The sequence below is a fragment of the Mycobacterium sp. 2-64 genome (assembly GCF_035918375.1).
Lineage (GTDB): Bacteria > Actinomycetota > Actinomycetes > Mycobacteriales > Mycobacteriaceae > Mycobacterium > Mycobacterium intracellulare.
The window spans coordinates 3721972-3746334 of sequence record NZ_CP142361.1 but is presented as its reverse complement, the minus strand read 5'-3'; the positions used below and the strand labels follow the sequence as shown (position 1 = coordinate 3746334).

At 67.9% G+C, this 24363-nt stretch carries 25 protein-coding genes; 17 read left to right on the top strand and 8 right to left on the bottom strand.

The window, feature by feature from the left end:
• Positions 1-44: 44 nt before the first annotated feature.
• Together QGN31_RS17505 and holA are read left to right on the top strand one after the other, a co-directional pair.
• Positions 45-1550, top strand: coding sequence for a ComEC/Rec2 family competence protein (locus tag QGN31_RS17505; protein WP_014711139.1), 1506 nt, complete (start codon positions 45-47; stop codon positions 1548-1550).
• 30 nt (positions 1551-1580) lie between these two features.
• On the top strand, positions 1581-2534 hold the full coding sequence (gene holA, locus QGN31_RS17500) for a DNA polymerase III subunit delta (protein WP_085977676.1): 954 nt from the start codon (positions 1581-1583) through the stop codon (positions 2532-2534).
• Between the two features lie 9 nt (positions 2535-2543).
• Here the strand turns inward: holA and rpsT are convergent, their stop codons facing one another.
• The gene (gene rpsT / locus QGN31_RS17495; protein WP_008255272.1) at positions 2544-2804 is read right to left on the bottom strand and encodes a 30S ribosomal protein S20; all 261 of its coding nucleotides are present in this window, start codon (positions 2802-2804) and stop codon (positions 2544-2546) included.
• Between the two features lie 145 nt (positions 2805-2949).
• Between rpsT and QGN31_RS17490 the strand changes: the two genes are divergently transcribed.
• Genes QGN31_RS17490 through QGN31_RS17480 form a run of 3 tightly spaced genes read left to right on the top strand, consistent with a single transcriptional unit; the run spans position 2950 to position 6441 of the window.
• A complete protein-coding gene (locus tag QGN31_RS17490) occupies positions 2950-4638 on the top strand; it encodes a circularly permuted type 2 ATP-grasp protein (protein ID WP_014382197.1) in 1689 nt (562 codons plus the stop codon).
• Positions 4625-5602: an alpha-E domain-containing protein gene (locus QGN31_RS17485; RefSeq protein ID WP_014382198.1), complete on the top strand. Its 978-nt coding sequence runs from the start codon at positions 4625-4627 to the stop codon at positions 5600-5602. Before QGN31_RS17490 ends, QGN31_RS17485 begins: the two co-directional genes overlap by 14 nt.
• Positions 5602-6441 carry a transglutaminase family protein gene (locus QGN31_RS17480; RefSeq protein WP_014382199.1) on the top strand — a complete coding sequence of 280 codons (840 nt, stop codon included), beginning with the start codon at positions 5602-5604 and terminating at the stop codon, positions 6439-6441. The genes QGN31_RS17485 and QGN31_RS17480 overlap by 1 nt, the downstream gene beginning before the upstream one ends.
• A 16-nt stretch (positions 6442-6457) precedes the next feature.
• On the opposite strand, the gene QGN31_RS17475 is transcribed toward QGN31_RS17480, so the two are convergent.
• Positions 6458-6817 (bottom strand): winged helix-turn-helix transcriptional regulator, encoded by a 360-nt coding sequence (locus QGN31_RS17475; protein WP_014384186.1) that lies wholly within the window; start codon positions 6815-6817, stop codon positions 6458-6460.
• Between the two features lie 105 nt (positions 6818-6922).
• Here QGN31_RS17475 and QGN31_RS17470 point away from each other — a divergent pair, with 105 nt between their 5' ends.
• Positions 6923-7291, top strand: a complete 369-nt coding sequence (locus tag QGN31_RS17470; protein WP_041785440.1) for a DoxX family protein — start codon at positions 6923-6925, stop codon at positions 7289-7291.
• Between the two features lie 96 nt (positions 7292-7387).
• Positions 7388-8086: a hypothetical protein gene (locus QGN31_RS17465; protein ID WP_014941627.1), complete on the top strand. Its 699-nt coding sequence runs from the start codon at positions 7388-7390 to the stop codon at positions 8084-8086.
• A 4-nt stretch (positions 8087-8090) separates the two neighbouring features.
• On the opposite strand, the gene QGN31_RS17460 is transcribed toward QGN31_RS17465, so the two are convergent.
• Positions 8091-8933, bottom strand: coding sequence for a ribonuclease Z (locus QGN31_RS17460; RefSeq protein ID WP_014384189.1), 843 nt, complete (start codon positions 8931-8933; stop codon positions 8091-8093).
• Between the two features lie 168 nt (positions 8934-9101).
• Between QGN31_RS17460 and QGN31_RS17455 the strand changes: the two genes are divergently transcribed.
• Entirely contained in the window at positions 9102-9530 is a 429-nt protein-coding gene (locus tag QGN31_RS17455) for a CBS domain-containing protein (RefSeq protein ID WP_008255284.1), read from the top strand.
• A gap of 126 nt (positions 9531-9656) precedes the next feature.
• Here QGN31_RS17455 and QGN31_RS17450 read toward each other — a convergent pair whose 3' ends face one another.
• A complete protein-coding gene (locus QGN31_RS17450; RefSeq protein ID WP_008255287.1) occupies positions 9657-10259 on the bottom strand; it encodes a type II toxin-antitoxin system PemK/MazF family toxin in 603 nt (200 codons plus the stop codon).
• Positions 10260-10376: 117 nt separating this feature from the next.
• On the opposite strand from QGN31_RS17450, the gene lepA reads away from it, so the two are divergent.
• The 3 genes from lepA to QGN31_RS17435 are packed head-to-tail and all read left to right on the top strand — an operon-like array spanning position 10377 to position 13769.
• Positions 10377-12248: a translation elongation factor 4 gene (gene lepA / locus QGN31_RS17445; protein ID WP_080587992.1), complete on the top strand. Its 1872-nt coding sequence runs from the start codon at positions 10377-10379 to the stop codon at positions 12246-12248.
• A gap of 2 nt (positions 12249-12250) precedes the next feature.
• Positions 12251-13009: a sensor domain-containing protein gene (locus QGN31_RS17440; protein ID WP_009952323.1), complete on the top strand. Its 759-nt coding sequence runs from the start codon at positions 12251-12253 to the stop codon at positions 13007-13009.
• A gap of 16 nt (positions 13010-13025) precedes the next feature.
• A complete protein-coding gene (locus QGN31_RS17435; RefSeq protein ID WP_014384191.1) occupies positions 13026-13769 on the top strand; it encodes a sensor domain-containing protein in 744 nt (247 codons plus the stop codon).
• A 17-nt stretch (positions 13770-13786) separates the two neighbouring features.
• On the opposite strand, the gene QGN31_RS17430 is transcribed toward QGN31_RS17435, so the two are convergent.
• Positions 13787-15745 (bottom strand): glycoside hydrolase family 15 protein, encoded by a 1959-nt coding sequence (locus tag QGN31_RS17430; protein ID WP_172417567.1) that lies wholly within the window; start codon positions 15743-15745, stop codon positions 13787-13789.
• Positions 15746-15962: 217 nt separating this feature from the next.
• On the opposite strand from QGN31_RS17430, the gene QGN31_RS17425 reads away from it, so the two are divergent.
• From QGN31_RS17425 to QGN31_RS17405, 5 genes are all read left to right on the top strand, one after another.
• On the top strand, positions 15963-16157 hold the full coding sequence (locus tag QGN31_RS17425; RefSeq protein ID WP_009952319.1) for a hypothetical protein: 195 nt from the start codon (positions 15963-15965) through the stop codon (positions 16155-16157).
• Positions 16158-16492: 335 nt separating this feature from the next.
• Positions 16493-17533, top strand: a complete 1041-nt coding sequence (locus QGN31_RS17420) for a sulfate ABC transporter substrate-binding protein (protein ID WP_050989374.1) — start codon at positions 16493-16495, stop codon at positions 17531-17533.
• A complete protein-coding gene (cysT, locus tag QGN31_RS17415) occupies positions 17530-18402 on the top strand; it encodes a sulfate ABC transporter permease subunit CysT (protein WP_009952316.1) in 873 nt (290 codons plus the stop codon). Before QGN31_RS17420 ends, cysT begins: the two co-directional genes overlap by 4 nt.
• Entirely contained in the window at positions 18399-19217 is an 819-nt protein-coding gene (gene cysW / locus QGN31_RS17410; RefSeq protein WP_008255299.1) for a sulfate ABC transporter permease subunit CysW, read from the top strand. The genes cysT and cysW overlap by 4 nt, the downstream gene beginning before the upstream one ends.
• A 13-nt stretch (positions 19218-19230) precedes the next feature.
• Complete coding sequence (locus QGN31_RS17405; protein ID WP_008255301.1) at positions 19231-20313, top strand: sulfate/molybdate ABC transporter ATP-binding protein; 1083 nt, start codon at positions 19231-19233, stop codon at positions 20311-20313.
• 4 nt (positions 20314-20317) lie between these two features.
• On the opposite strand, the gene QGN31_RS17400 is transcribed toward QGN31_RS17405, so the two are convergent.
• The 3 genes from QGN31_RS17400 to QGN31_RS26370 form a co-directional block, all read right to left on the bottom strand.
• Complete coding sequence (locus tag QGN31_RS17400) at positions 20318-21061, bottom strand: phosphoadenylyl-sulfate reductase (RefSeq protein ID WP_008255302.1); 744 nt, start codon at positions 21059-21061, stop codon at positions 20318-20320.
• Entirely contained in the window at positions 21058-22725 is a 1668-nt protein-coding gene (locus tag QGN31_RS17395) for a nitrite/sulfite reductase (RefSeq protein WP_008255305.1), read from the bottom strand. Before QGN31_RS17395 ends, QGN31_RS17400 begins: the two co-directional genes overlap by 4 nt.
• 112 nt (positions 22726-22837) lie before the next feature.
• The gene (locus tag QGN31_RS26370) at positions 22838-22894 is read right to left on the bottom strand and encodes an Ms4527A family Cys-rich leader peptide (RefSeq protein ID WP_350494663.1); all 57 of its coding nucleotides are present in this window, start codon (positions 22892-22894) and stop codon (positions 22838-22840) included.
• A 288-nt stretch (positions 22895-23182) separates the two neighbouring features.
• Here QGN31_RS26370 and hemW point away from each other — a divergent pair, with 288 nt between their 5' ends.
• Positions 23183-24355, top strand: coding sequence for a radical SAM family heme chaperone HemW (gene hemW, locus QGN31_RS17390; RefSeq protein WP_014711149.1), 1173 nt, complete (start codon positions 23183-23185; stop codon positions 24353-24355).
• Positions 24356-24363 lie beyond the last annotated feature (8 nt).

The following is a 24363-nucleotide window of genomic DNA, read 5'->3' as shown; positions in this document are numbered from 1 at the left end:
TGCATCACCCCGGGTTGGGTGCCCCGCCCGGCGCCCGAGTCGATGTGCGCCTGGTGCCGCCGGCGCTGACCTGCTGGGCGGTGACCGCCGGCGGGATCTGGTGGCCGATCGGGCGCGCCCTCGCTTGGTGCTGCGTCGTGTTGATCGGCGCCTCGGCAGCGCTGGCGTGGCGCGCGCGAGACCGTCCCGCTGCAGGGGCGCGGTTACGGGCGATCAGCGCCGCGCTCGCGGCGATCGGCGTCGTGGGGGCGGGTTTCGGGTTCGCGATCGCGTTGCGCGCCGACGCGGTCGATCGCCACCCGATCGCCGCGGTGTACGGCATGACCGCCGCGGTCACGGTCACCCCCACCGAGAGCCCGGTGTCGTTGGGTAGCGCCCGGTTGATGTTTCGGGCCACCCTGCAACGCCTGCGGGACGACGAGATCTCCGGGCGGGTGGTCGTTTTCGCGCGCGCCGCGGATTTCGGTGGGCTGATGGTGGGACAACCACTGCGGTTCAGCGCGCGCATCGGCCGCCCGATGCGGCGCGATTTGACGGTCGCGGTGCTCAACGCGTCGGGCCGGCCGACCATGGGCGCCGCGGGCGCCGTGCAACGTGTGGCGCACGGCGTGCGCAGCCGGTTCTCCGCGGCGGTCCGCGAGGCGTTGCCCGGCGAGCAGGCCGCGCTGCTGCCCGCGCTGGTGCTCGGCGACACCTCGGCGGTGTCCAGCGACACGGGCCGTGACTTCCGCGCGGCCGGCATGACGCACCTGATGGCGGTGTCGGGGGCCAACGTGACGATCGTGTGTGCCGCCGTGCTGTTCTCGGCCCGATTACTCGGCCCCCGGACGGCCGTCGTCCTTGCCGCGCTGGCTTTGGTGGCCTTCGTCATCGTCGTGCAACCGACCGCCAGCGTGTTGCGGGCCGCGGTGATGGGCGCCATCGCGTTGGCGGGAATGCTGTCTTCGCGTCGGCGCCAAGCCATTCCGGCCCTTGCCGCCGCGGTGCTGCTGTTGTTTGCCGTCGCCCCGCAGCTGGCCGTCGACGTCGGGTTCGCGTTGTCGGCGCTCGCCACGGCCGCGCTGATCGTCGTCGCACCGGTCTGGTCGCGGCGGCTGACGGCCCGAGGTTGCCCCAAGCCGCTGGCCGATGCGCTGGCCGTAGCCTGGGCCGCGCAGATCGTGACCGCGCCGCTGGTCGCGGCGATCTCCGGCCGGTTCAGCGTGGTCGCCGCCGCCGCCAACCTCGTCGTGGCGGCCGTGATCGCGCCGATCACGGTGTTGGGCACCGCGGCCGCGGCACTCTGCCCGGTATGGCCGGCCGCCGCGCGGCTGCTCATTCGCTTCACCGGCCCCGAGTTGTGGTGGGTGGCCGGCGTGGCCCGCTGGGCGGCCGGCCTGCCCGGGGCGACGGTGCCGGTCCCGGAGGGCACGCCCGGCACGATGCTCGTCGGCGGTGTGACCGTGCTGGCGATCGTGCTGTGGCGGTGGCGCCCGTTCCGCCTCGTCTCGGGGGTGGCCGCGCTGGCCGGGCTGGCCTGGGCGCTGTCCGGGATCGTCGGTCGGCCGTGACACCATCATGGGGTGAGCGAGGTTTCGCCGTTGCACCTGGTGCTGGGAGATGAGGAGCTGCTGGTCGAGCGGGCGGTGGCCGACGTGCTGCGGTCGGCGCGGAAACGGGCCGGCAACGACGCGGACATTCCGGTCAACCGGATGCGAGCGGGTGACGTCAGCACCTACGAGCTCGCCGAGCTGCTGAGCCCCTCGCTGTTCGCCGACGAACGCATCGTCGTGCTGGAGGCCGCCGGCGAAGCGGGCAAAGACGCTGCCGCAGTGATTGTTTCGGCCGCGACCGACATGCCGGCGGGCGTCGTGCTGGTGGTGGTGCACTCGGGCGGCGGGCGGGCCAAGGCGCTGGCCACCGACCTGCAGAAGCTCGGCGCCCAGGTGCACCCGTGCGCGCGGATCACCAAGCTCAGCGAACGCATCGACTTCGTCCGCAAGGAGTTCCGCGCCCTGCGCGTCAAGGCCGACGAGCAGACCGTGACCGCGATGCTGGACGCGGTCGGCTCCGACCTGCGCGAGTTGGCGTCCGCCTGCTCCCAATTGGTCGCCGACACCGGCGGCGCCGTCGACGCCGCCGCGGTGCGGCGCTATCACAGCGGCAAGGCCGAGGTGAAAGGCTTCGACATCGCCGACAAGGCGGTGGCCGGCGACATCGAGGGAGCAGCCGAGGCGCTGCGCTGGGCGATGATGCGAGGCGAGCCCCTCGTGGTGCTGGCGGACGCCCTGGCCGAGGCGATCCACACCATCGGCCGCGTCGGACCGCTGTCCGGCGATCCCTACCGGATGGCGTCGCAGCTGGGCATGCCGCCCTGGCGGGTGCAGAAGGCCCAGAAACAGGCCCGGCATTGGTCCCGCGACACGGTGGCCGCGGCGATGCAGGTTGTCGCGGCGCTCAACGCGAACGTCAAGGGGGCGGTGGCGGACGCCGACTACGCCCTGGAATCCGCGGTCAGGCAGGTTGCCGAGCTAGCCGCCCAGCGCAGCCGCTGAGGCCGGGCCTCAGAGCTTGTTGAGGGCCTGCGCCAGCGCCGACTTCTTGTTGGCGGCCTGGTTCTTGTGAATCACGCCCTTGCTGGCGGCCTTGTCCAGCTTGCGGTTGGTCGACACCAGCAACTCGGCGGCCTTCTCCTTGTCGCCGGCGCTGGTGGCCTCGCGGAACGCGCGGACGGCGGTGCGCAGCGACGACTTCACCGACTTGTTGCGCAGGCGAGCGCGCTCGTTCGTCTTGTTGCGCTTCTGCTGCGACTTGATGTTGGCCACGCTCGAGTTCCTTCTTCGATCAGACGTTTGGTTGGGGCGCCGGAAATCACCACAGCGATTGCCCAGGTTATCAGTGAGTTACGTTTTCTCCCAAAACGGGAACACGTCGGCTGCCAGAACATCGATTTGAGGCAGCATCTGAACAGTGAGTCTGACGAACCAGCTTGAGGAGACCAGGCGGGGTTTTCGCGCTGCGCGTTCTGAGCGGATTTTCGGTGGATACAACACATCCTCGGACGCCTACGACATGGCCTTCGACGAGATGTTCGACGCCCAGGGCGCCGTTCGTGGCCCCTACAAGGGCATCTACGCCGAACTTGCGCCGTCGGACGCCTCGGAGCTCAAGGCTCGCGCCGAAGCGCTCTCGCGCGCGTTCCTCGACCAGGGCATCACCTTCTCTTTGTCGGGCCAGGAGCGGCCCTTTCCGCTGGACTTGGTGCCGCGGGTCATCTCGGCCGCCGAGTGGGCCCGGCTCGAACGCGGCATCACCCAGCGGGTCAAGGCGCTCGAGATGTACCTCGACGACATCTACGGCGACCAGGAAATCCTCAACGACGGGGTGATCCCGCGCCGGTTGGTCACCTCGTGCGAGCATTTCCACCGCCAGGCGATGGGCATCGTCCCGCCCAACGGCGTCCGGATCCACGTCGCCGGCATCGATCTGATCCGCGACGAAAAGGGCAATTTCCGGGTCCTCGAGGACAATCTGCGCTCGCCGTCGGGCGTCTCCTATGTAATGGAGAACCGCCGCACCATGGCCCGCGTCTTCCCGAACCTGTTCGCCACGCATCGCGTGCGTTCCGTCGACGACTACGCCTCCCACCTGCTGCGGGCGCTGCGCAACTCCGCGGCCACCAACGAGGCCGACCCGACGGTGGTGGTGCTGACCCCGGGCGTCTACAACTCGGCGTATTTCGAGCATTCGCTGCTGGCCCGTCAGATGGGTGTCGAGCTGGTCGAAGGGCGCGACATGTTCTGTCGCGACAACCAGGTGTACATGCGCACCACCGAAGGGGAGCGCCAGGTCGACGTCATCTACCGGCGCATCGACGACGCCTTCCTGGACCCGCTGCAGTTCCGCGCCGACTCGGTGCTGGGGGTGGCCGGCCTGGTCAACGCCGCCCGCGCCGGAAACGTCGTCATCTCCAGCGCGATCGGCAACGGCGTCGGCGACGACAAACTCGTCTACACCTACGTGCCCACCATGATCGAGTACTACCTGGGCGAGAAGCCGCTGCTGGCCAACGTCGAGACGCTGCGCTGCTGGCTCGACGACGAACGCGAAGAGGTGCTCGACCGGATCGACGAGTTGGTCCTCAAGCCGGTCGAGGGATCCGGCGGCTACGGCATCGTGTTCGGCCCGGAGGCCTCCGACAAGGAGTTGGCCGCCGTCGCCAAAAAGATCCGCGACGATCCGCGCAGCTGGATCGCCCAGCCGATGATGGAGCTTTCGACGGTGCCGACACAGGTCGGCAGCGCGCTCGCCCCCCGCTACGTCGACTTGCGTCCGTTCGCGGTCAACGACGGCAACGACGTCTGGGTGCTGCCCGGTGGCCTGACCCGGACCGCGCTGGTCGAGGGATCACGGGTGGTCAACTCCAGCCAGGGCGGCGGCTCGAAGGACACCTGGGTGTTGGCGTCGCGGGCATCGGCCGGCGACCACGAGCTCGAGGCGGCGGAGGTGGTGCGGGCGCTGCCGACCTCCATGCCCGACCCCATGCTGGACGACTCGCCGCGGCTGGCCTCGCAACAGCCGCAACCCACCGAACGGCCCGTGCGCGAGCAGCTCGAACAGCAGCAGCAACAGCGGGCGGTGTTCGATGCTGGCACGTAACGCCGAGGCGCTCTACTGGATCGGGCGCTACGTCGAACGCGCCGACGACACCGCGCGGATTCTGGACGTTGTCCTGCACCAGTTGCTCGAGGATTCCAGCGTCGACCCCGATCAGGCTTCGCGCCTGCTGCTGCGGGTGCTCGGCATCGATCCACCGGATCATGAACTCGACGTGTGGTCGTTGACCGATTTGGTGGCCTACAGCAAAAACGCCCAGGGCGGCTGCTCGATCGTCGACGCCATCACCGCGGCCCGCGAAAACGCGAAGTCGGCGCGGGAGGTGACGTCCAGCGAGATCTGGGAGTGCCTCAACACCACCTACCACGCCCTGCCCGAACGCGAGCGCGCCGCCAAACGCCTTGGGCCGCATGACTTCCTGTCGTTCGTGGAACGGCGGGCGGCGATGTTCGCCGGGCTGGCCGACTCCACGCTGTCGCGCGACGACGGGTATCGCTTCATGGTCTTGGGTCGGGCGATCGAGCGCGTCGACATGACGGTGCGCCTGTTGCTGTCGCGGGTCGGAGACAGCGCCTCGTCCCCGGCCTGGGTGACGCTGCTGCGGTCGGCGGGCGCGCACGACACCTATCTGCGCACGTATCGCGGTGTGCTCGACGCGGGGCGGGTGGTCGAGTTCATGTTGCTCGACCGGCTGTTTCCGCGTTCGGTGTTCTACTCGCTGCGGCTGGCCGAACACAACCTCGATGAACTGGTCCGCAATCGGCAGAGCCGGATCGGGGCGACCGCCGAGGCCCAGCGGTTGCTGGGGCAGGCCCGCAGCGAGTTGGAGTTCGTCCAGCCGGGGGTGCTGCTCGAGACGCTGGAGGGCCGGCTGGCGGGCCTGCAGCGCACCTGCCGCGACGTCGGGGAAGCCTTGGCGCTGCAGTACTTTCACATCGCGCCGTGGGTGGCGTGGTCGGACGCCGGTCAGCGCCCCCGACTGGTCAGCAGGAAAGAGGACGGCTGATGTGGCGGCTGCGGGTGGTGCACACCACGGGGTACGCCTACCAGTCACCGGTGACCGCCTCCTACAACGAAGCCCGGCTGACGCCGCGGTCGAACAACCGCCAGAACGTCATCCTCAACCGCGTCGAAACCATCCCGGCAACCCGGTCCTACCGCTACATCGACTATTGGGGTACCGCGGTGACGGCGTTCGATTTGCACGCGCCGCACACCGATCTGACGGTGATGTCCTCTTCGGTCGTGGAGACCGAACGCGCCGAGGGGCCGGCCACCGAGGCGGGCTGGGACGACCTGCGCTCGGATGCCGTGATCGATCGCTTCGACGACCTGCTCCGCCCCACCGGGCACACCCCGGCCAGCAAGCGGGTGGCCTCGGTGGGCAAGAAGATCAGCAAAACCCACGCGCCGGCCGAAGCCGTTGTCGCCGCAGCCCATTGGGTGCGCGACGAACTGGACTACCTGCCGGGAACAACCAGCGTGCACTCGTCGGGGCTGGACGCGCTCAAGGCGGGCACGGGTGTCTGCCAGGACTTCGTACACCTGACGCTGATGTTGTTGCGGGGCATGGGGATTCCCGCGCACTACGTTTCGGGATACCTGCATCCCAAACGCGACGCCGTCGTCGGGGACACCGTGGAAGGGCGCAGTCACGCCTGGATCGAGGCGTGGACGGGGGCCTGGTGGAGTTATGACCCCACCAACGACACCGAGATCACCGAGCAGTACGTCGGCGTGGGTGCGGGTCGCGACTACGCCGATGTTTCCCCATTGAAGGGCATCTACTCCGGGGAGGGCGCCACCGATCTCGACGTGATCGTGGAGGTGACCCGGCTCGCCTAGGGGCCGGTATGCACCGCTACCGTGACGTGCGGTTGGCGTTGATCTCCTCGCGGTGCGCCATGGCCCATTGGGCCAACGAGATCACCAGCGGTAGCAATGTCCGCCCCAGTTCGGTCAATTCGTACTCGACTCGCGGTGGCACCTCGGCGTAGGCCGTGCGGTCGACCAGGCCATCCACGACAAGATGCTTGAGCGTCAGGGTGAGCATCCGCTGCGAGATGCCTTCCACGGCCGCCTCCAGCGCACCGAACCGCATTGGCCCGTCACGCAACGTGCCGATTACCAGCAGGCTCCACTTGTCGCCGATGCGATCCAGGACCTCCCGGACCGCCCCGCCCTCGGGTATCCGTGGCGTCTTTCGTGTGACGTTGGTCATAGCGAGGTCTCCGTCCTGGATACATACACCGATGTGCCTTATGCGGCCGCCCCAGCGCTGACACACGATGTGGCTACGCACAAATGGTAAGGATTGGGGATCATCGTGAACATTGCGCTGTGGGCCGTGCAGGGTCTACTCGCATTCGCCTATCTCGTCGCGGGCGGGCTCAAAGTCGTTCGGCCGCGCGAACAACTCGTAGCGTCGGGCCGGCTCGACTGGATGAAGGACCACTCGGACGCCGCGGTCAAGGCTGTCGGCGCGGTCGAGATCGTCGGCGCGCTCGGCGTGATCCTGCCCGGGGCCACCGGCATCGCCCGCATCCTGACCCCGATCGCTGCGGTGGGTCTGGTCATCGTGCAGATCGGCGCGATGCGCGTGCACCTGACGCGTAACGAGCGAGAACCTCTGCCCATCAACGTGATTCTCCTGCTGCTCGCGGCTTTCGTCGCCGTCGGCCGATCCGTGAGTTGAGCCCTCCGCGAGGGTGCCGCTGTCCTCTCGCCCGACGCGCTCGGTAGCCCGACGCAGAGGCGCCGAAGGCGAGCGGGTGCGCGATACCGTTTGGCAATGAACGGTATCCGCGAAACCGGGGCCCACCCCGAGGCGAACGGCCCCCACCGCGGGCCGCCCCTTACGGCGCTGTCCCTGCTGTGCGTCGGGCTGCTCTTCGGGGGGATCGCGATCGGCGTCGGGATCGGCGGTGTCATGCCGTTGCCGTACGGCCCCGTCGGCGCGGTGGCCGCGTACGTGCGGGCCCAGCCAACCGCCGTGCGCGTCATGGCCGTTGCGACGTTCGCGTCGGCGGTCCCGCTGGCGGTCTACGCGGCGACGGCCGCCGCGCGGCTGAGGCAACTCGGCGCCGGCCGCGCGGCGGCCGCGACCGCGCTTACGGCCGGCGCCTTGGCCGCCGGCGCGCTCGGCTTGGCCGGCGCGCTGGGTTGGGCGATGTCGTGGCCGGAAGTCAGCGCCGACACCCCCGTGGCGAGAGCGCTGTACTTGCTCGTCTTTCTCACCGGCGGCCCGGCCCACATCGTGGCGTTGGGCCTGTTGGTGGCCGCGATGGCGGCGCCCGGGGGAGTGCTGCCCGGCCCGCTCGCCCGGGCCGGCCTGGCGACCGCCGTCCTCGCCGAATCGGCGGCCGGCGTTTTGATCTGGCCCGCGCTGGGGGTGCTGTTGCCGGTCGCCCGGGTGGTGGCGCTGACCTGGCTGGTGGTGGCGGGTGTCGCGATTACCCGTGCGGCGCAACGCGATTCGTCGTCCCGGTAGGGCGTCAGGTGGGCGCGTCGACCTGAACCCGGTGCAGGTCGTCGCCGAGCTCGATGCGCCCACCGAACTGCTCGGCGGCCAGCGCCCGCCACTGCTCTTCCTGGCCGGGCACCAGCGCGGGCACGTAGTGCGTCATGACCAGGGTGCCGACGCCCGCGCGGGCGGCGGTCGCCGCCGCCTCTTCCACCGAGGAGTGGTAATCGCAGATGTCGACGAGCCGCTGCTGCGGGATGGCGGCGACGATGTCCTTGCGGATCACGGTGTGCACCAGGGCGCCGGCCGCGGCCGCGAGCTCGTCCAGGCTCGCGCACGGCACGGTGTCGCCGGCCAGCACCACCGATGCCCCCTTGTATTCGATGCGGAACCCGATGGTCGGGGCCACCGGCCGGTGATCGGTGGCGCCCACCCGGATCGATACGCCGTCGCGGTCCCACACCGGACCGTCGGTGTATTCGTGGACCTCGACGGCCGGCGGCGCATTCAGATCGGCGTGATGGGCGATGCGGTAGCCGATGTCGTGGTGAAACGCCTTCAGCGTCGCCTCCACCAGTTCCGCGGTGCCGGGCGGCCCGATGATGGGCAGCGGCGCGGGATCGGGGGTGAAGGTGCTGATCCACCGCGTGATGAGGACGTCTCCGAGGTCGCCGACGTGATCGCTGTGAAGGTGGGTGAGGAGCAGCGCCGACAAGCTGGCCGCACCCACCCCGACCGCCGCCGCCCGCTGCAGCACCCCGCGCCCGCAGTCCGCCAAAAACACCTGCCCGCCGGCCCGCACGAGGGTCGACGGCCCGGCCCGGTTCGGGTCGGGGATCGGACTTCCGGTGCCCAGCAGAGTGACCTCGATCATGGCCCTATCTTGCAGGTCCCCTCGGTTTGCGGTGGCCCGATCGAACGATCCGGCCGGCCGGCGGCGCTTGGACACGATCTGTGTGCAGGTTCTCGTGGTGGCTTTTCCGCCGCGCGAGTTAGCCGTAGCCTGATGTGAAGCGGATCACAAACCCGGCTGGAGGCCTTAATGCGGATTGCGGACGTCTTGCGGAACAAGGGCGCGGCGGTGGTGACCATCAACCCGGACGCGACGGTTCGTGAGCTGCTGGCGGGTCTGACCGAGCAGAACATCGGCGCCATGGTGGTGGTCGGCGACGAGGGGGTCGTCGGCATCGTGTCGGAGCGCGACGTCGTGCGCCAGCTCCACACTCATGGCGCCAGCGTGCTGTCACGCCCGGTCTCCAAGATCATGACCAGCATGCTGGCCACGTGCACGAAGGCCGACACCGTCGATGCGATCAGCGTGCTGATGACCAAGAACCGGGTGCGCCACGTGCCGGTGCTGGACGGGAAGAAGCTGATCGGCATCGTCAGCATTGGTGACGTGGTGAAGACCCGGATGGAAGAACTCGAGGCTGAGCAGCAGCAGCTGCAGTCCTACATCACCCAGGGCTGACTCGGCGGCGGCTTGCTCAACCCGCCGGCCCCGCTCGCCGAACGTGCAATCAGGGCGAAAATTCGGCGGTTTTCTCGCCGTGAGTGCACGCTCGGCGAAGTGCCAGGGCTCGGCGGAACGGCCGACTCAGCGCCAGGAGTAGTCGGCGCGCAGCCGCGCCGCCACCACGTCGAAGATCTCGCGGTCCAGGATCGCGCCCTCGCGGCGGATGCCCTCTTCGGGCACGTCGAGCACGCGGTCCAGCCGAACCCAACTGGATCGTCCCTCGTAATCCCAACTGCCCGAGCCGATTCCAACCCACTCCGGATCGGCGGCGTGGCGCTCCTGGCTGGAGACCATCAAGCCCAGCAGGGTGCCGCGGTCGCGTCCGACGACCAGCACGGGCCGGTCCTTGCCCCGGCTGGGATCGTCCTCGTAAACCACCCACGTCCAGACGATCTCGCCGGGATCGGCCCGGCCGTCCAGGCTCGGCGCGTACACGAGTTTGCGGGCCCGCTGCGCGGTGGGCCGGCTGTTGCTGGTCACCGGCCGGCCCGCGACCGTCGTGTCGGACGGTGGCGGCGCCGCGGCGGCGATGACGTTCGCGGTGATCCGCACGGCCTGTTGCAACTCGCGCAGGACGGTCTGGGAATTCTGGACGTGCCGGGCCAGCCGCGGGGCCCCGTTGAACACCAGATTCTCGGCAAACCGCTGGAACGTCTTCCACTGCGATTTCCGGGCAGACGCCATATTCGCAGCATAGACGCGAGCAACCGGGCGCGACTGTGTCCAAGTAGGTCCGGGCGACGCTGCATAGATACGCTGGACATGCCCGCGAACCGCCAGTAAAACGGCCGCGCCGCGCCCATCACGTTTGAAGTAGACCAGGAGATTCCCATCAGCAGTTTCGCCGACAAGACCTTCACCGCGCCGGCGCAGATTCGGAATTTCTGCATCATCGCCCACATCGATCACGGCAAGTCGACGCTGGCCGACCGGATGCTGCAGCTCACCGGCGTCGTCGATGAGCGCTCGATGCGCGCCCAGTACCTGGACCGGATGGACATCGAGCGCGAGCGCGGCATCACCATCAAGGCGCAGAACGTCCGGCTCCCGTGGAAAGTCGACGACGAAGACCATGTCCTGCACCTGATCGACACCCCGGGCCACGTCGACTTCACCTACGAGGTGTCGCGCGCGCTGGAGGCCTGCGAGGGCGCGGTGCTGCTGGTCGACGCCGCCCAGGGCATCGAGGCGCAGACCCTGGCCAACCTCTACCTGGCGCTGGACCGTGACCTGACCATCATCCCGGTGCTCAACAAGATCGACCTGCCGGCGGCCGACCCGGACCGCTACGCCGGAGAGCTCGCCCACATCATCGGCTGCGGGCCCGACGACGTGCTGCGGGTGTCCGGCAAAACCGGCGAGGGAGTGGCCGAGCTGCTCGACGAGGTGGTGCGCCAGGTGCCGCCCCCGCAGGGCAAGGCCGACGCGCCCCTGCGGGCGATGATCTTCGACTCGGTCTACGACATCTACCGCGGCGTGGTGACCTACGTCCGGGTGGTCGACGGCAAGATCACACCGCGCGAACGCATCGCGATGATGTCCACGGGCGCCACGCACGAACTGCTCGAGGTCGGCATCGTCTCGCCCGAGCCGAAGGCCAGCGAGGGCCTGGGCGTGGGCGAGGTGGGTTACCTGATCACCGGGGTCAAGGACGTCCGCCAGTCCAAGGTGGGTGACACCGTGACGACGGCCAAGCGCGGCGCCGCCGAAGCGCTGACGGGATACCGCGAGCCCAGGCCGATGGTCTACTCGGGGCTGTATCCCGTGGACGGTTCGGACTATCCGGTTCTGCGCGACGCGCTGGACAGGCTGCAACTCAACGACGCGGCCCTGACCTACGAGCCGGAGACGTCGGTGGCGCTGGGCTTCGGATTCCGTTGTGGCTTCTTGGGTTTGCTGCACATGGAGATCACCCGGGAGCGCCTGGAGCGAGAGTTCGACCTGGACCTGATCTCGACGTCGCCCAACGTCGTCTATCGCGTGGTCAAAGAGGACAACACCGAAGTCGTCGTGACCAACCCGTCGGACTGGCCCGAAGGCAAGGTCCGCACCGTCTACGAGCCGGTGGTGAAGACCACCATCATCGCGCCCAGCGAATTCATCGGCACCATCATGGAACTGTGCCAGTCGCGCCGCGGTGAGCTCGGCGGGATGGACTACCTGTCACCCGAACGCGTGGAGCTGCGCTACACCATGCCGCTGGGCGAGATCATCTTCGACTTCTTCGACTCCCTGAAGTCACGCACCCGCGGCTACGCCAGCCTCGACTACGAGGAGGCCGGCGAGCAAGAGGCCCAGCTGGTCAAGGTCGACATCCTGTTGCAGGGCGAGGCGGTCGATGCGTTCAGCGCGATCGTGCACAAGGACGGCGCCTCGGCCTACGGCAACAAGATGACCACCAAGCTCAAAGAGCTGATCCCACGCCAGCAGTTCGAGGTGCCGGTCCAGGCGGCGATCGGATCGAAAATCATTGCGCGCGAAAACATCCGAGCCATCCGCAAGGACGTGCTATCCAAATGTTACGGCGGTGACATCACCCGCAAGCGCAAACTTCTGGAAAAGCAGAAGGAAGGCAAGAAGCGGATGAAGACCATCGGGCGGGTCGACGTACCGCAGGAGGCGTTCGTCGCGGCGCTGTCCGCGGACGCGGCGGGGGACAAGGGCAAGAAGTAGCCATGCGGATACTCAAAGCGGCGGCGACGCTCGCAGCGCTGGCCACGCTGGTGACAGGATGCGGCGCGGTCGTGAACGGAACGGCGAAGCCGGCACCGAACCTGAAGCTGCGTCCGCTGAGCGGCGCGACGGTCAGCAAGGTGCTGCTCGACGGCGCGATGCTGTCGCGGATGCTGGACCAGACGCTGATCTCCCGCGAGCCGGCGCAAGTCGGCGGCCCCGAGAAGCTCTACCAGGTCAAGCGGTCGACGTCGCAGGCCGGTTGCCTGGGCGTGACGGCGATGCTGCAAAAGAGCGTGTACCGCTCAGCCCAGGTCCAGGACGTCGCCTCGGTGTCGTGGTGGAACAACGGCGAACCGGCGCAGGTGATCACCGTGATGGAGGGCGTGGTCACGCTGCCTTCGGCCGCGCAGGCTCAGGCGTTGTTCGCGCAGTTCTCGCAGCAGTGGCAGCAATGCAACGGCATGACGACCTCGGAACAGACCGGCCCGATCAGCACGACGAACGTCATCAGCGATGTCCGCGGCACCGCTACCACCATCGCGGCGACCAAAACCGCCACCTCGGTGCTGCCCAACATGCCCGCCCTGCGGCCCACCCCCCAGGCGCGGGCCATCGGTATCCGGTCGAACTGCCTCGTGGAGGTCGAGGTGGTCTTCTTCGGCGGGCGGCGATCCACCGACCCGGGATCGGCCAACGTCAACAGCAGCGCGCTCGACATCGCGCGCGCCATGATGGACAGGGTCAACGCCCTGAGCTGAGGTCGGGAGGGGTGAAGTGAAAAGCACCTGGCACTCGCTGGCCGCTGTGGTCGCGGTGCTGCTGGTGAGCGGGTGCACCCAAACCATCTCCGGCACAGGCACTCTGGCGCCGAACGCGGGTCGGGTGCCGGCCATCAAGCGGGCCTTGTTCGACGGTACCGCGCTGGCGAAGCTGCTCGACCAGCCGTTCCAGCCATACCCGCATTACTCGTTGTTCGGGGGCGGCGACAAATTGGGAACCGCGTGGGATAAGGCGAAGCCCGCCGAGTGCATCGGCGTCGTCCATTTGATGCAGCGGGGCCCGTATGGCTCGGCGCCGATACTAGAAACGGCCGCCGAAATGTGGGTGGGCAAAAGGGATTCGGTGAAGATCGACATTGTCCAGCAAGGCATCGTCGCGTTGCGGACGGCCGCTGACGCCGACGCGCTCTTCGCCAGGTTCGTCGCGCGGTGGCAGAAGTGCGACGGGACCACGCTGATAGCGCCGCCGACCGATATCTACGGTACGGATGCCATCTCCGACGTGCGCGTCCTGAATTCGGTTGTCGCGGCTACGGTTTCGATGGGGTCCGCCCCGTACTCGGTTTTGAACGCAACACCCGTGGCCCGGGCCCTCGGCGTCAAGGGGCCTTACGTTGTCGAGGTGAGGGTCGACTTCATTCCCATTTATGGTCCGGGAGATCAGGGCAACGGCAACATCAACACCACCGCCATCGACCTCGCCCACGCGCTCATGGACAAACTCGGCGCCCGCAGCTGACGCGGGCTCCCTTCCGGCTACATCGGCGCGTTGGCGGGCTGGAACATCCCGGAGCCGTCGGCCTCCTCCTCGGCCCGGATGACGTGCACCACCGCGTTGATCAGCGCCAGGTGGGTGAACGCCTGCGGGAAGTTGCCCAGCTGGCGGCCGGTGCGCGGCTCGATCTCCTCCGCATACAGGTGCAGCGGGCTGGCGTAGGACAGCAACCGCTCGCACAGGCGTTTGGCGCGGCGCACCTCCCCGATCTCGACCAGCGCCGACACCAGCCAGAACGAGCAAATCGTGAACGTGCCCTCCTCGCCGGACAGCCCGTCGTCGGTCTCCTCGACCCGGTAGCGCAGCACCAGGCCCTCCTGGGTGAGTTCGTCGGCGATCGCCAGGACGGTGTTGCGCACCCGCGGGTCGTCCGGCGGCAGGAACCGTGTCAGCACCACCAGCAGCAGCGAGGCGTCCAGCGCGTCGCTGCCGTAGCGCTGGGTGAAGACCCCGCGGGAATCCACGCCGTGCGCCAGGATGTCGGCCTTGATCTCCTCGGCGATGGCCCGCCACTGCTGGGCGTAGCTCTTCTCGCCCTGCCGTTCGGCCAGCTTCGCCCCGCGGTCGAGCGCCACCCAGCACATGACCTTCGACGACGTGAAGTGCTGCGGCTCCCCGCGCACCTCCCAGATTCCGCGGTCGGGCTCGCGCCAGTGCTTGATCGCCTCTTCCACCTGCTTCTTCAGCACCGGCCACAACGTCTCCGGGACCTGTTCGCGCGACTTGGCGTGCAGGTAGAAGGAGTCGAGGATGGAGCCCCAGATGTCGTGCTGGACCTGGTCGAAGGCGCCGTTGCCGATGCGCACCGGCCGGGCCTGGTCGTAGCCGGACAGGTGATGCAATTCCTCCTCGACGAGGCTGCGCTCCCCGCCCACGCCGTACATCACCTGCAGCGGGTGCCGCTCGTTGTTGTTGGCCCCCGAGACGTCGGCGATGAACGCGAAGAAGTCGTCGGCCTCGCGGTCGAGCCCGAGCGTGTACAGGCCCCACAACGCGAACGTGGAGTCGCGCACCCAGGCGTAGCGGTAGTCCCAGTTGCGTTCGCCCTGCGGTGTTTCCGGCAGCGACGTGGTGCTGGCCGCCAGTAGCGCGCCGGTAGGCGAGTAGGTCAACCCCTTCAGCGTGAGCGCGCTGCGCTGCAGGTAGGCCCGCCACGGGTGGTCGGGGAAGTTACCGATGTTGATCCACTGCCGCCAGCACTCGGTGGTCTGCCACATCTTGTCGGCGGCCTCTTGGTAGGTCTGCGGCGCCGGGTGCTTGGTCCAGCTCAGGGCCACGAACACGTCGTCGCCCTCCTTCATCCGGGTGCGTGCGCGCGCTTCGCGGCCTTCCAGCCCGATCCGCAGGTTGGTGGTGAGTCGCAGCGTGGGGTGGGCGTCGGGCTGCCTGGTGGCGCGCGCGATGGCCTCGCCGTACGCGTTGGCGGAGTATTCCCAGGTGGCCCCGACGCGGTGGTAGTCGAACGCCGGCTCGCAGCTCATCATCAGTTCGACGGTGCCGCTGACGCAGCGCACGGTGCGCAGCAGGATGTGCTCGGCGTCCCAGTCCATCGGGGTGCGGCGATGCGTCCGCGACCGGCGGTCCAGGTCGTGCCAGGGCCCCATGACCAGCGCGTCACGCACGATCAGCCATCCGGTGTGCGTCTGCCAGGTGGTCTCCATGATGAGGCTGCCCGGCAGATACCGGCGGGCCGAGGGCACCGAGACGCCGTAGGGGCCCAGCCGGAAATGGCCGGCGCTGCGGTCCAGGATCGCCCCGAACACGCTCGGCGAGTCCGGCCGCGGCACACACAGCCATTCCACCGACCCGGCCGGCGAGATCAGGCAGGTGGTTTCCCAGTCCGACAGGAACGCGTAATCGGCGATCGGCGGAAACGGGTTACGCAGGGCCGCGCTGGGAGCGAGGGGCCCGGGAGTGCGCAGGTCGATGGACGACGACATCGACGTGGCGGACGCCGCTGGAAACGCTTCCTCGGGCATGTCTTCGTCCGGCTGGGCCGGTTGGTCGTCGGGCTGAACATGCAGAACCATCTGGACATCATCGACCGCACGGCGGCCCGGCGTCCAACGTTTCGCCGACGCGGCGTGGCGTACCCCTTCCCGGGCGCCGATGTTCACGCATTGGTTTTGTGTGGCGGCGCCACATAGGGTGAGCTCCGTGAACGCGTTCCTCAACTGGTGGGACGGCAACGAGCTGTGGCTTTCGGGGCTCCCTTTCGTGCTGCAGGCCATGGTGGTGATGCCGGTCGTGCTGGCGGTGGCCTACGTGACGGGGGCCCTGCTCGACGGCCTCCTCGGCAAGGGCATCGAGTTGATGCGCCGTGCCCGCCATGTCGGTGAGACCTCCGGGTGACGCGCATGCCTCGGTCACACGTGACGCTGGTTCTCCTCATCTTGGTGGCGCTGGTGATCGGCACGTGGCTGGTCACGCACCTGATGCACCGGTGAGGCGCCCGCCGCGGTGGCGTGCGCCGGCTGCGGTGGCGGCACCGTCAATTCCTGTTAGGCTTCCCGCCATGCGCGTGGCGATTGGCATCCCGGGGTGCTATGCCTTCGTGCACTGTTGTCGCTGACTCCCAAACCCGTGTGCGGTCTGGTTCTGGAGTTCTCGAATCCTCCTGAAGTTCTAGTTGCCTTTCCGCTGAGACGGGACCGAGATCCGATAAGTCCCCCACCGGAAGGCCTTCGATGGACATCAGGACCGCATTGCGTTGGCGGCCTGTACTTGCCCTGGTTTCGACAGCCGGCGTGGCCGCAAGTATCGCCGGCTGCCACGGGGGCGCTAGCGATGCCGTCGGCGGCGGCGGGCTGGCCGGCGCACGCACTTCCATCACGCTGGTCGCCTATTCGGTCCCAGAACCCGGGTGGAGCAAGATAATTCCGGCGTTCAATGCCTCCGAAGAAGGCAAGGGCGTGCAGGTGGTGACCTCGTATGGGGCCTCCGGTGACCAATCCCGCGGTGTCGTCGACGGCAAGCCGGCCGACGTCGTGAACTTCTCCGTCGAACCCGACATCGCGCGACTGGTCAAGGCCGGCAAGGTTTCCAAAGACTGGAACACCGACGCCACCAAGGGGATCCCGTTCGGCTCGGTGGTCACGCTGGTGGTGCGCAAGGGCAATCCGAAGCACATCAAGGACTGGGATGACCTACTGCGGCCCGGCATTGAGGTCATCACGCCCAGCCCGCTCAGTTCGGGGTCGGCCAAGTGGAATCTGCTGGCGCCGTACGCCGTCAAGAGCGAAGGCGGCGCCAACAGCGCCGCCGGCGTGGATTTCATCAAGAAGCTGGTGACCGAGCACGTCAAACTCCGTCCCGGATCGGGACGCGAAGCCACCGACGTCTTCATCCAGGGCAGCGGTGACGTGCTGATCAGCTACGAGAACGAGGCCATCGCGACCGAGCGGGCGGGCAAGCCCGTCGACCACGTCAACCCGCCGCAGACCTTCAAGATCGACAATCCGGTCGCCGTCGTCAACACCAGCCCCCACCTGCAGGCCGCCGTCGCGTTCAAGAACTTCCAGTACACGGCCGCGGCCCAAAAGGTTTGGGCGCAGGCCGGTTTCCGGCCGGTCGACCCGTCGGTCGCCGCCGACTTCCGCGCCCAATATCCGGTGCCGACGAAGCTGTGGACCATCGCCGACCTCGGCGGCTGGAGCGCGGCGGATCCGCAGCTGTTCGACAAGAGCACCGGCAGCATCACCAAGATCTACACGCAGGCCACCGGATGACGGCCATCACGCCGGACCCGCTGGCAATCCGGCCCGAACTCAGCGGCGACCCCGGGCACGGGCCGCTGCCCGGGCGTGGCCGCGGGACCACCGCCCTGCGGGTCGGGGCGGCAACGGTGTGGCTTTCGGTGATCGTGTTGCTGCCGCTGGCGGCGATCGCCTGGCAGTCCGCCGGCGGCGGCTGGCACGCGTTCTGGCTCGCGGTCACCTCCAATGCCGCGCTGGAATCCTTCCGAGTGACCCTGACGATCTCGGCCGGGGTGACTGTGCTCAACCTGATTTTTGGTCTGGTGATCGCGTGGGTGCTGGTGCGCGACGACTTCGTCGGGAAGCGACTGGTCGACGCGATCATCGACCTGCCGTTCGCGCTGCCCACCATCGTCGCCAGCCTGGTCATGCTGGCGTTGTACGGCAACAACAGCCCGGTGGGTCTGCACCTGCAGCACACCGCGTGGGGTGTGACGGTGGCGTTGGCCTTCGTGACGCTGCCCTTCGTGGTCCGCGCGGTTCAGCCGGTGCTGCTGGAGTTGGATCGCGAAGTCGAGGAGGCGGCGGCGTCGCTGGGCGCCAGCGGCCCGAAGATCTTCACCTCGGTGGTGCTGCCGGCGCTGCTGCCCGCGCTGTTGTCCGGTGCGGGCCTGGCGTTCTCGCGCGCGATCGGCGAGTTCGGGTCGGTGGTGCTGATCGGCGGCGCGGTGCCGGGCAAAACCGAAGTGTCATCGCAGTGGATACGGACCCTGATCGAAAACGACGACCGCACCGGCGCCGCCGCGATATCCATTGTGCTGTTGGCGATTTCGTTCGTGGTCCTGCTCATCTTGCGGATCGTGGGTGGGCACGCGGCCAAACGCGAGGAGCTGGCCGCATGACGTCGTCCGCCGGAGTCCGCTATTCCCTGCGATTCGTGGCGCTCGGATACATCTTCGTGTTGCTGGTCGTGCCGGTGTCGTTGATCCTGTGGAGGACGTTTCGGCCCGGGTTCGGCCAGTTCTACGCCTGGGTCAGCACTCCCGCGGCGATATCGGCGCTGAACCTGACCCTGCTGGTGGTGGCCATCGTGGTGCCGCTCAACGTAATCTTCGGCATCCCGACGGCATTGGTGCTCGCGCGCAACAGGTTTCGCGGCAAGGGCGTGCTGCAGGCGATCATCGACCTGCCGTTCGCGGTCTCACCCGTCATCGTGGGTGTGGCGTTGATCGTGTTGTGGGGCTCGGCGGGTGCGCTGGGATTCGTCGAAAACGACCTCGGGTTCAAGATCATCTTCGGCCTGCCGGGCATCGTGCTCGCCAGCATCTTCGTCACCCTGCCGTTCGTGGTGCGTGAGGTGGAGCCGGTGCTGCACGAGCTGGGAACCGACCAGGAGGAGGCGGCGGCGACGCTGGGTTCGGGCTGGTGGCAGACGTTTTGGCGGATCACGCTGCCGTCCATCCGGTGGGGCCTGACGTACGGCATCGTGTTGACAATCGCACGTACCCTGGGGGAATACGGTGCGGTGCTCATCGTGTCGTCGAACCTGCCGGGAAAGTCGCAAACACTGACATTGCTTGTTTCGGACCGATACAACCGCGGCGTCGAGTACGGCGCCTATGCGCTGTCGACCTTGCTGATGGGGGTTGCGGTGCTGGTGCTGATTTTCCAGGTGGTTCTCGACGCCCGCCGCGCCCGAGCGGCGAAGCAGGCCTGACGAGGAGGATGACGTGACAGACACCGGTACCGGCCGGGACGACCTCGCCATCATCGTGCGCGACGCCTACAAGCACTATGGCGACTTCGTCGCGCTGGACCACGTGGACTTCGTCGTGCCGACCGGGTCGCTGACGGCGTTGTTGGGTCCCAGCGGTTCGGGCAAATCGACGCTGCTGCGCACCATCGCCGGTCTCGACCAGCCCGACAGCGGAACCGTCACGATCTACGGTCGCGACGTGACCCGGGTGCCACCGCAGCGCCGCGGCATCGGGTTCGTCTTCCAGCACTACGCGGCATTCAAGCACCTGACCGTCCGCGACAACGTGGCCTACGGGCTCAAGGTTCGCAAGCGGCCCAAAGCCGAAATCAAAGCCAAGGTCGACAACCTGCTGGAAGTGGTGGGGCTCAGCGGTTTTCAGAGCCGCTATCCCAATCAGCTCTCCGGTGGTCAGCGACAGCGGATGGCGCTGGCTCGAGCGCTGGCGGTCGACCCGCAGGTGCTGCTGCTCGACGAGCCGTTCGGTGCGCTGGACGCCAAGGTGCGTGAGGATTTGCGGGCGTGGTTGCGCCGCCTGCACGACGAGGTGCACGTGACCACGGTGCTGGTCACCCACGATCAGGCGGAGGCATTGGATGTCGCCGACCGGATTGCGGTGCTCAATCACGGTCGCATCGAGCAGATCGGATCCCCGACCGACGTCTATGACGCCCCGGCGAACGCGTTCGTGATGTCGTTCCTCGGCGCGGTGTCCACCCTCAACGGCGCCCTGGTGCGTCCGCACGACATCCGGGTGGGTCGCAACCCCGAGATGGCGATCGCCGGCGGCGACGGCACCGCGGAGTCGATCGGGGTGGTGCGGGCCACCGTTGACCGGGTGGTGGCGCTGGGTTTCGAGGTGCGGGTCGAATTGACCAGCGCGGCCACCGGCGGCTTCTTCACGGCGCAGATCACACGCGGCGACGCCGAGGCCCTGGCATTACGCGACGGCGACACCGTCTACGTGCGTGCCACCCGGGTCCCACCGATCGCCCCGACTGCGGCGGAGCCCGGTCACAAAGCGGACGAGGATGAGAACACGCTGACCTCAGCGTGATTCGTCACGAGGCGTGCAGACCGCACTCCGTCTTGGACAGCCCCTGCCAGCGCCCACTGCGCGGGTCGGCGCCCGCCAGCGGCTTGGCCGTGCACGGGGCGCAGCCGATCGACGAATAGCCGTCGTAGATAAGCGGATTGACCAGCACGCTGTGCTCGTCGATGTAGTTCTGCACGTCGTCGTCGGACCAGGTCGCCATCGGGTTGACCTTCACCAACTTGAAGCCCTCGTCGAAGCCGACCACCGGGGCGTTGGCGCGTGCGGCGGTTTCGCCCCGGCGCAGCCCGGTCACCCAGGCCGAGTAGCCGCGCAGCGCCTTGCCCAGCGGGGCGACCTTGCGCAGCCGGCAGCATTCACCGGGATCACGCGCGAACAGGTCCTTGCCCAGCAGTTTGTCCTGCTCGGCGACGGTCTGCTCGGGCGTGACGTTGAGCACCCGGATGTCGTAAACGGACTCGATGGCGTCGCGTGTACCGATGGTCTCCACGAAGTGGTAGCCGGTGTCCAGGAACACCACCGGCACACCCGGGCGCACCTTGGCGGCCAGATCGATCAACACCGCCTCTTGCATGCTGGAGGCCACCACGTAGTTGCAGGTCGCCCATCCGCGCGGTCCGTTGACGCCGCCGAACGTCTCGTCGGTCCAACGCAATACGTCGCTGGCGCTGGCGCCCTCGAGCTCGGCCGCTCCCCGGGCGGCGAGCTCGCGCAGCTCGGCCTCGGAATGTCTGGTTGTTCGTTCGCTCATCGCAAATCGTCCTCGTCTGCCCTCATGGCCCACTGTGCGAAACGTTCACCCTCGCCGCGATATTTCAGGAAGTTACGTGCGACCCGCTCGATGTAGTCGCCGAGCTCGTCGCTGGTGACCTTGTGCTGACGCAGTTTTCGGCCGAAGCCGCTGTCTTGACCCAGGCTGCCGCCCAGGTGTACCTGGAAAGCCTCGACCGAGCCGCCGTTTCCGTCGTCGACCATCTGGCCTTTCAACCCGATGTCGGCGACCTGAATGCGTGCGCACGAATTGGGGCAGCCGTTGAGGTTGACGGTGATCGGAACATCGAGCTGCAGGTTGATGTCCGCGAGCCGACTTTCCAGCTCGGGCACCAAAGACTGCGCCTTGACTCGTGTTTCGGCGAATGACAGCTTACAGAATTCAATTCCCGTGCAGGCCATCACATTCCGGCGCCAGTGTGACGGTTGGGACTGCAGGCCGAGCGCCTCCAAACCGGCGATCAGCTCCTCGAGCTTGTCGTCGGGGACGTCGAGGATCACCAGCTTTTGGTAGGGGGTCAACCGGATCCGGTTCGAGCCGGCCGCCTCGGCGAGGTCGGCCACCGCGGACAGGGTGGTGCCCGAGACCCGTCCCGCAATCGAGGCGACACCCACGGCGTTGAGCCCGTTCTTGAGCCGTTGCACACCGACGTGGTCGATCGGACGCGGGACCGGCTCCGGCGCCGGTCCGTCGATCAGCGGACGCTTGAGGTACTCGGTTTCGAGGACTTCACGGAACTTCTCGACGCCCCAGTCCTTGACCAGGAACTTCAGCCGCGCCTTGGAGCGCAGCCGCCGGTACCCGTAGTCACGGAAGATCGAGGTGACCGCGTGCCAAACCTCGGGCACTTCCTCGAGCGGCACCCAGGCACCCAGCCGTTGGGCCAGCATCGGGTTGGTCGACAGGCCGCCGCCCACCCACAGGTCCAGCCCGGGGCCGTGCTCGGGGTGGTTGACGCCGATGAACGCGATGTCATTGACCTCGTGCACCACGTCCTGCAGGCCCGAGATGGCGGTCTTGTACTTGCGCGGCAGGTCGGCGAAGTCGGGCTGGCCGATGTAGCGGCGGGCGATCTCGTCGATCGCCCAGGTCGGGTCGAGCACCTCGTCGAGCGACTCGCCGGCCAGCGGTGATCCCAGGATCACGCGGGGGCAGTCGCCGCACGCCTCGGCGGTCTGCAATCCGACGTCGGCCAGCCGCCGCCAGATTTCGGGGACGTTCTCGATCTCGATCCAGTGGTACTGGATGTTTTCCCGGTCGGTGATGTCGGCGGTGTCGCGTCCGAACTCGGTGGAGATCTGGCCGACGGTGCGCAGTGCGGCCGTCGACAGCGCACCGCCGTCGCAGCGCACCCGCATCATGAAGTACCTGGCCTCGAGCAGCTCGGCGTTGTCGTCGCCGGTGAAGGTGCCGTCGTAGCCCTGCTCACGCTGGGTGTACAGGCCCCACCAGCGGAAGCGCCCACGCAGGTCGCTCTTGTCGATGCTGTCGAAGCCGTTCTTGGCGTAGATGGTCTCGATGCGCTCGCGCACGTCCAGTGGGGCGCCGGCCTGCTTCATCTCTTCGTTCGGGTTCAGCGGCTCACGATTCCCCAGTGCCCATTGGCCCTCGTTACGGGCCTTCGCGGGTCGGGCGGTGGTCATCGGAAGTTCTCCTTCAAAAAGATCGCCAGCGCGGCCAGCACAGTTCACCGGCACTTATGGGCGGCACGAAACCGTCGGCCTGCTGGAGACACAGTGGGCTGGGTCTACCAAGTCAAGGCAGACAGATACAGCTGCAAACGCGCTTGAGATCGATGTGCCGTCGCGCCACGAGCACAATGTGCGGGCTGGGCTGGGCGACAGTCACGCCCCCATTGTGCCATGGATGCCGGGGGGCCGTGCGAGCAGGTCAAATCTGGGCTCACGATGATTAAAAGTGCCGCTGACGGGCCACCGCGGCATCAAGTCCGGGGGATCCACCGCGCGGCAACGCCGAGCGTGCACCCAGCGCGAAAATCCGGCCGGAATGTCGCAGCCGGCGCACGCTCGGCGCACGGGCAGCCCCCGGCAGCCGGGATCGACGGCGCCGGCGCCGGGCGTCTGCGTGGGATCATTTGGCATGGCCATTCGCGAGGAGCTGGTCGACCTGCCCGACGTGCGGGTGACCGCCGGGCAGCCGTTTGGCATCTACGTGCATGTCCCGTTCTGCGTAACGCGTTGCGGCTATTGCGATTTCAACACCTATACCCCAGCGGAGCTGGGGGGCGTCAATCCAGACGCCTGGTTGGGTGCGCTGCGGGCCGAATTGGAACTGGCGGCCGCGCGACTGGAAGCGCCGCCGGTGAGCACCGTGTTTGTCGGTGGTGGGACGCCCTCGTTGCTCGGCGGTGCGCGCCTGGTGACGCTGCTGGACATGGTGCGCGAGCACTTTCCGCTGGCAGCGGATGCCGAGATCACCACCGAGGCCAACCCCGAGTCGGCGTGGCCGGACCTCTTCGACGCCATCCGCGCGGCCGGCTACACCCGGGTGTCCCTGGGGATGCAATCGGTGGCGCCACGGGTGCTGGGTGTCCTCGACCGCATTCACACGCCGAACCGATCGGCCGATGCCGCCCGCGAGGCGCTGGCCGCGGGCTTCGAACACGTCAGCCTCGATCTGATCTATGGAACCCCGGGGGAGTCCGACGACGACCTGCTGCGATCGGTCGACACCGCGATCGAGACCGGCGTCGATCACGTCTCGGCCTATGCGCTGGTGGTCGAGGAAGGCACCGCCCTGGCCCGGCGGGTGCGTCGCGGCGAACTGGCCGCTCCCGACGACGACGTGCTGGCCCACCGCTACGAATTGGTCGACGCGCGCCTGAGCGAGGCGGGCATGTCGTGGTACGAGGTGTCCAACTGGTCGCGGCCAGGGGGTGAATGCCGGCACAACCTGGGCTACTGGGACGGCGGCCAGTGGTGGGGCGCGGGACCGGGCGCGCACGGATACGTCGGCACCACGCGCTGGTGGAATGTCAAGCATCCCAACGCATATGCCGAGAGGCTGGGCACGGCCGCGCTGCCGGTCGCGGGATTCGAGCGGCTCGACGCCGACACGTTGCACACCGAAGACGTGCTGTTGAAAGTCCGCCTGCGCCAAGGCCTTCCGGTTGGCCTGTTGAATTCCGAAGAGCGTGAACGCGCCGAGGGCGTCGTCTCCGACGGGTTGCTGGTGACAACCGGTGACAGGCTCGTCCTGACGGATCGGGGACGGCTGCTGGCCGACGCCGTGGTGCGGACGCTATTGGGGTAGCGGCCCGG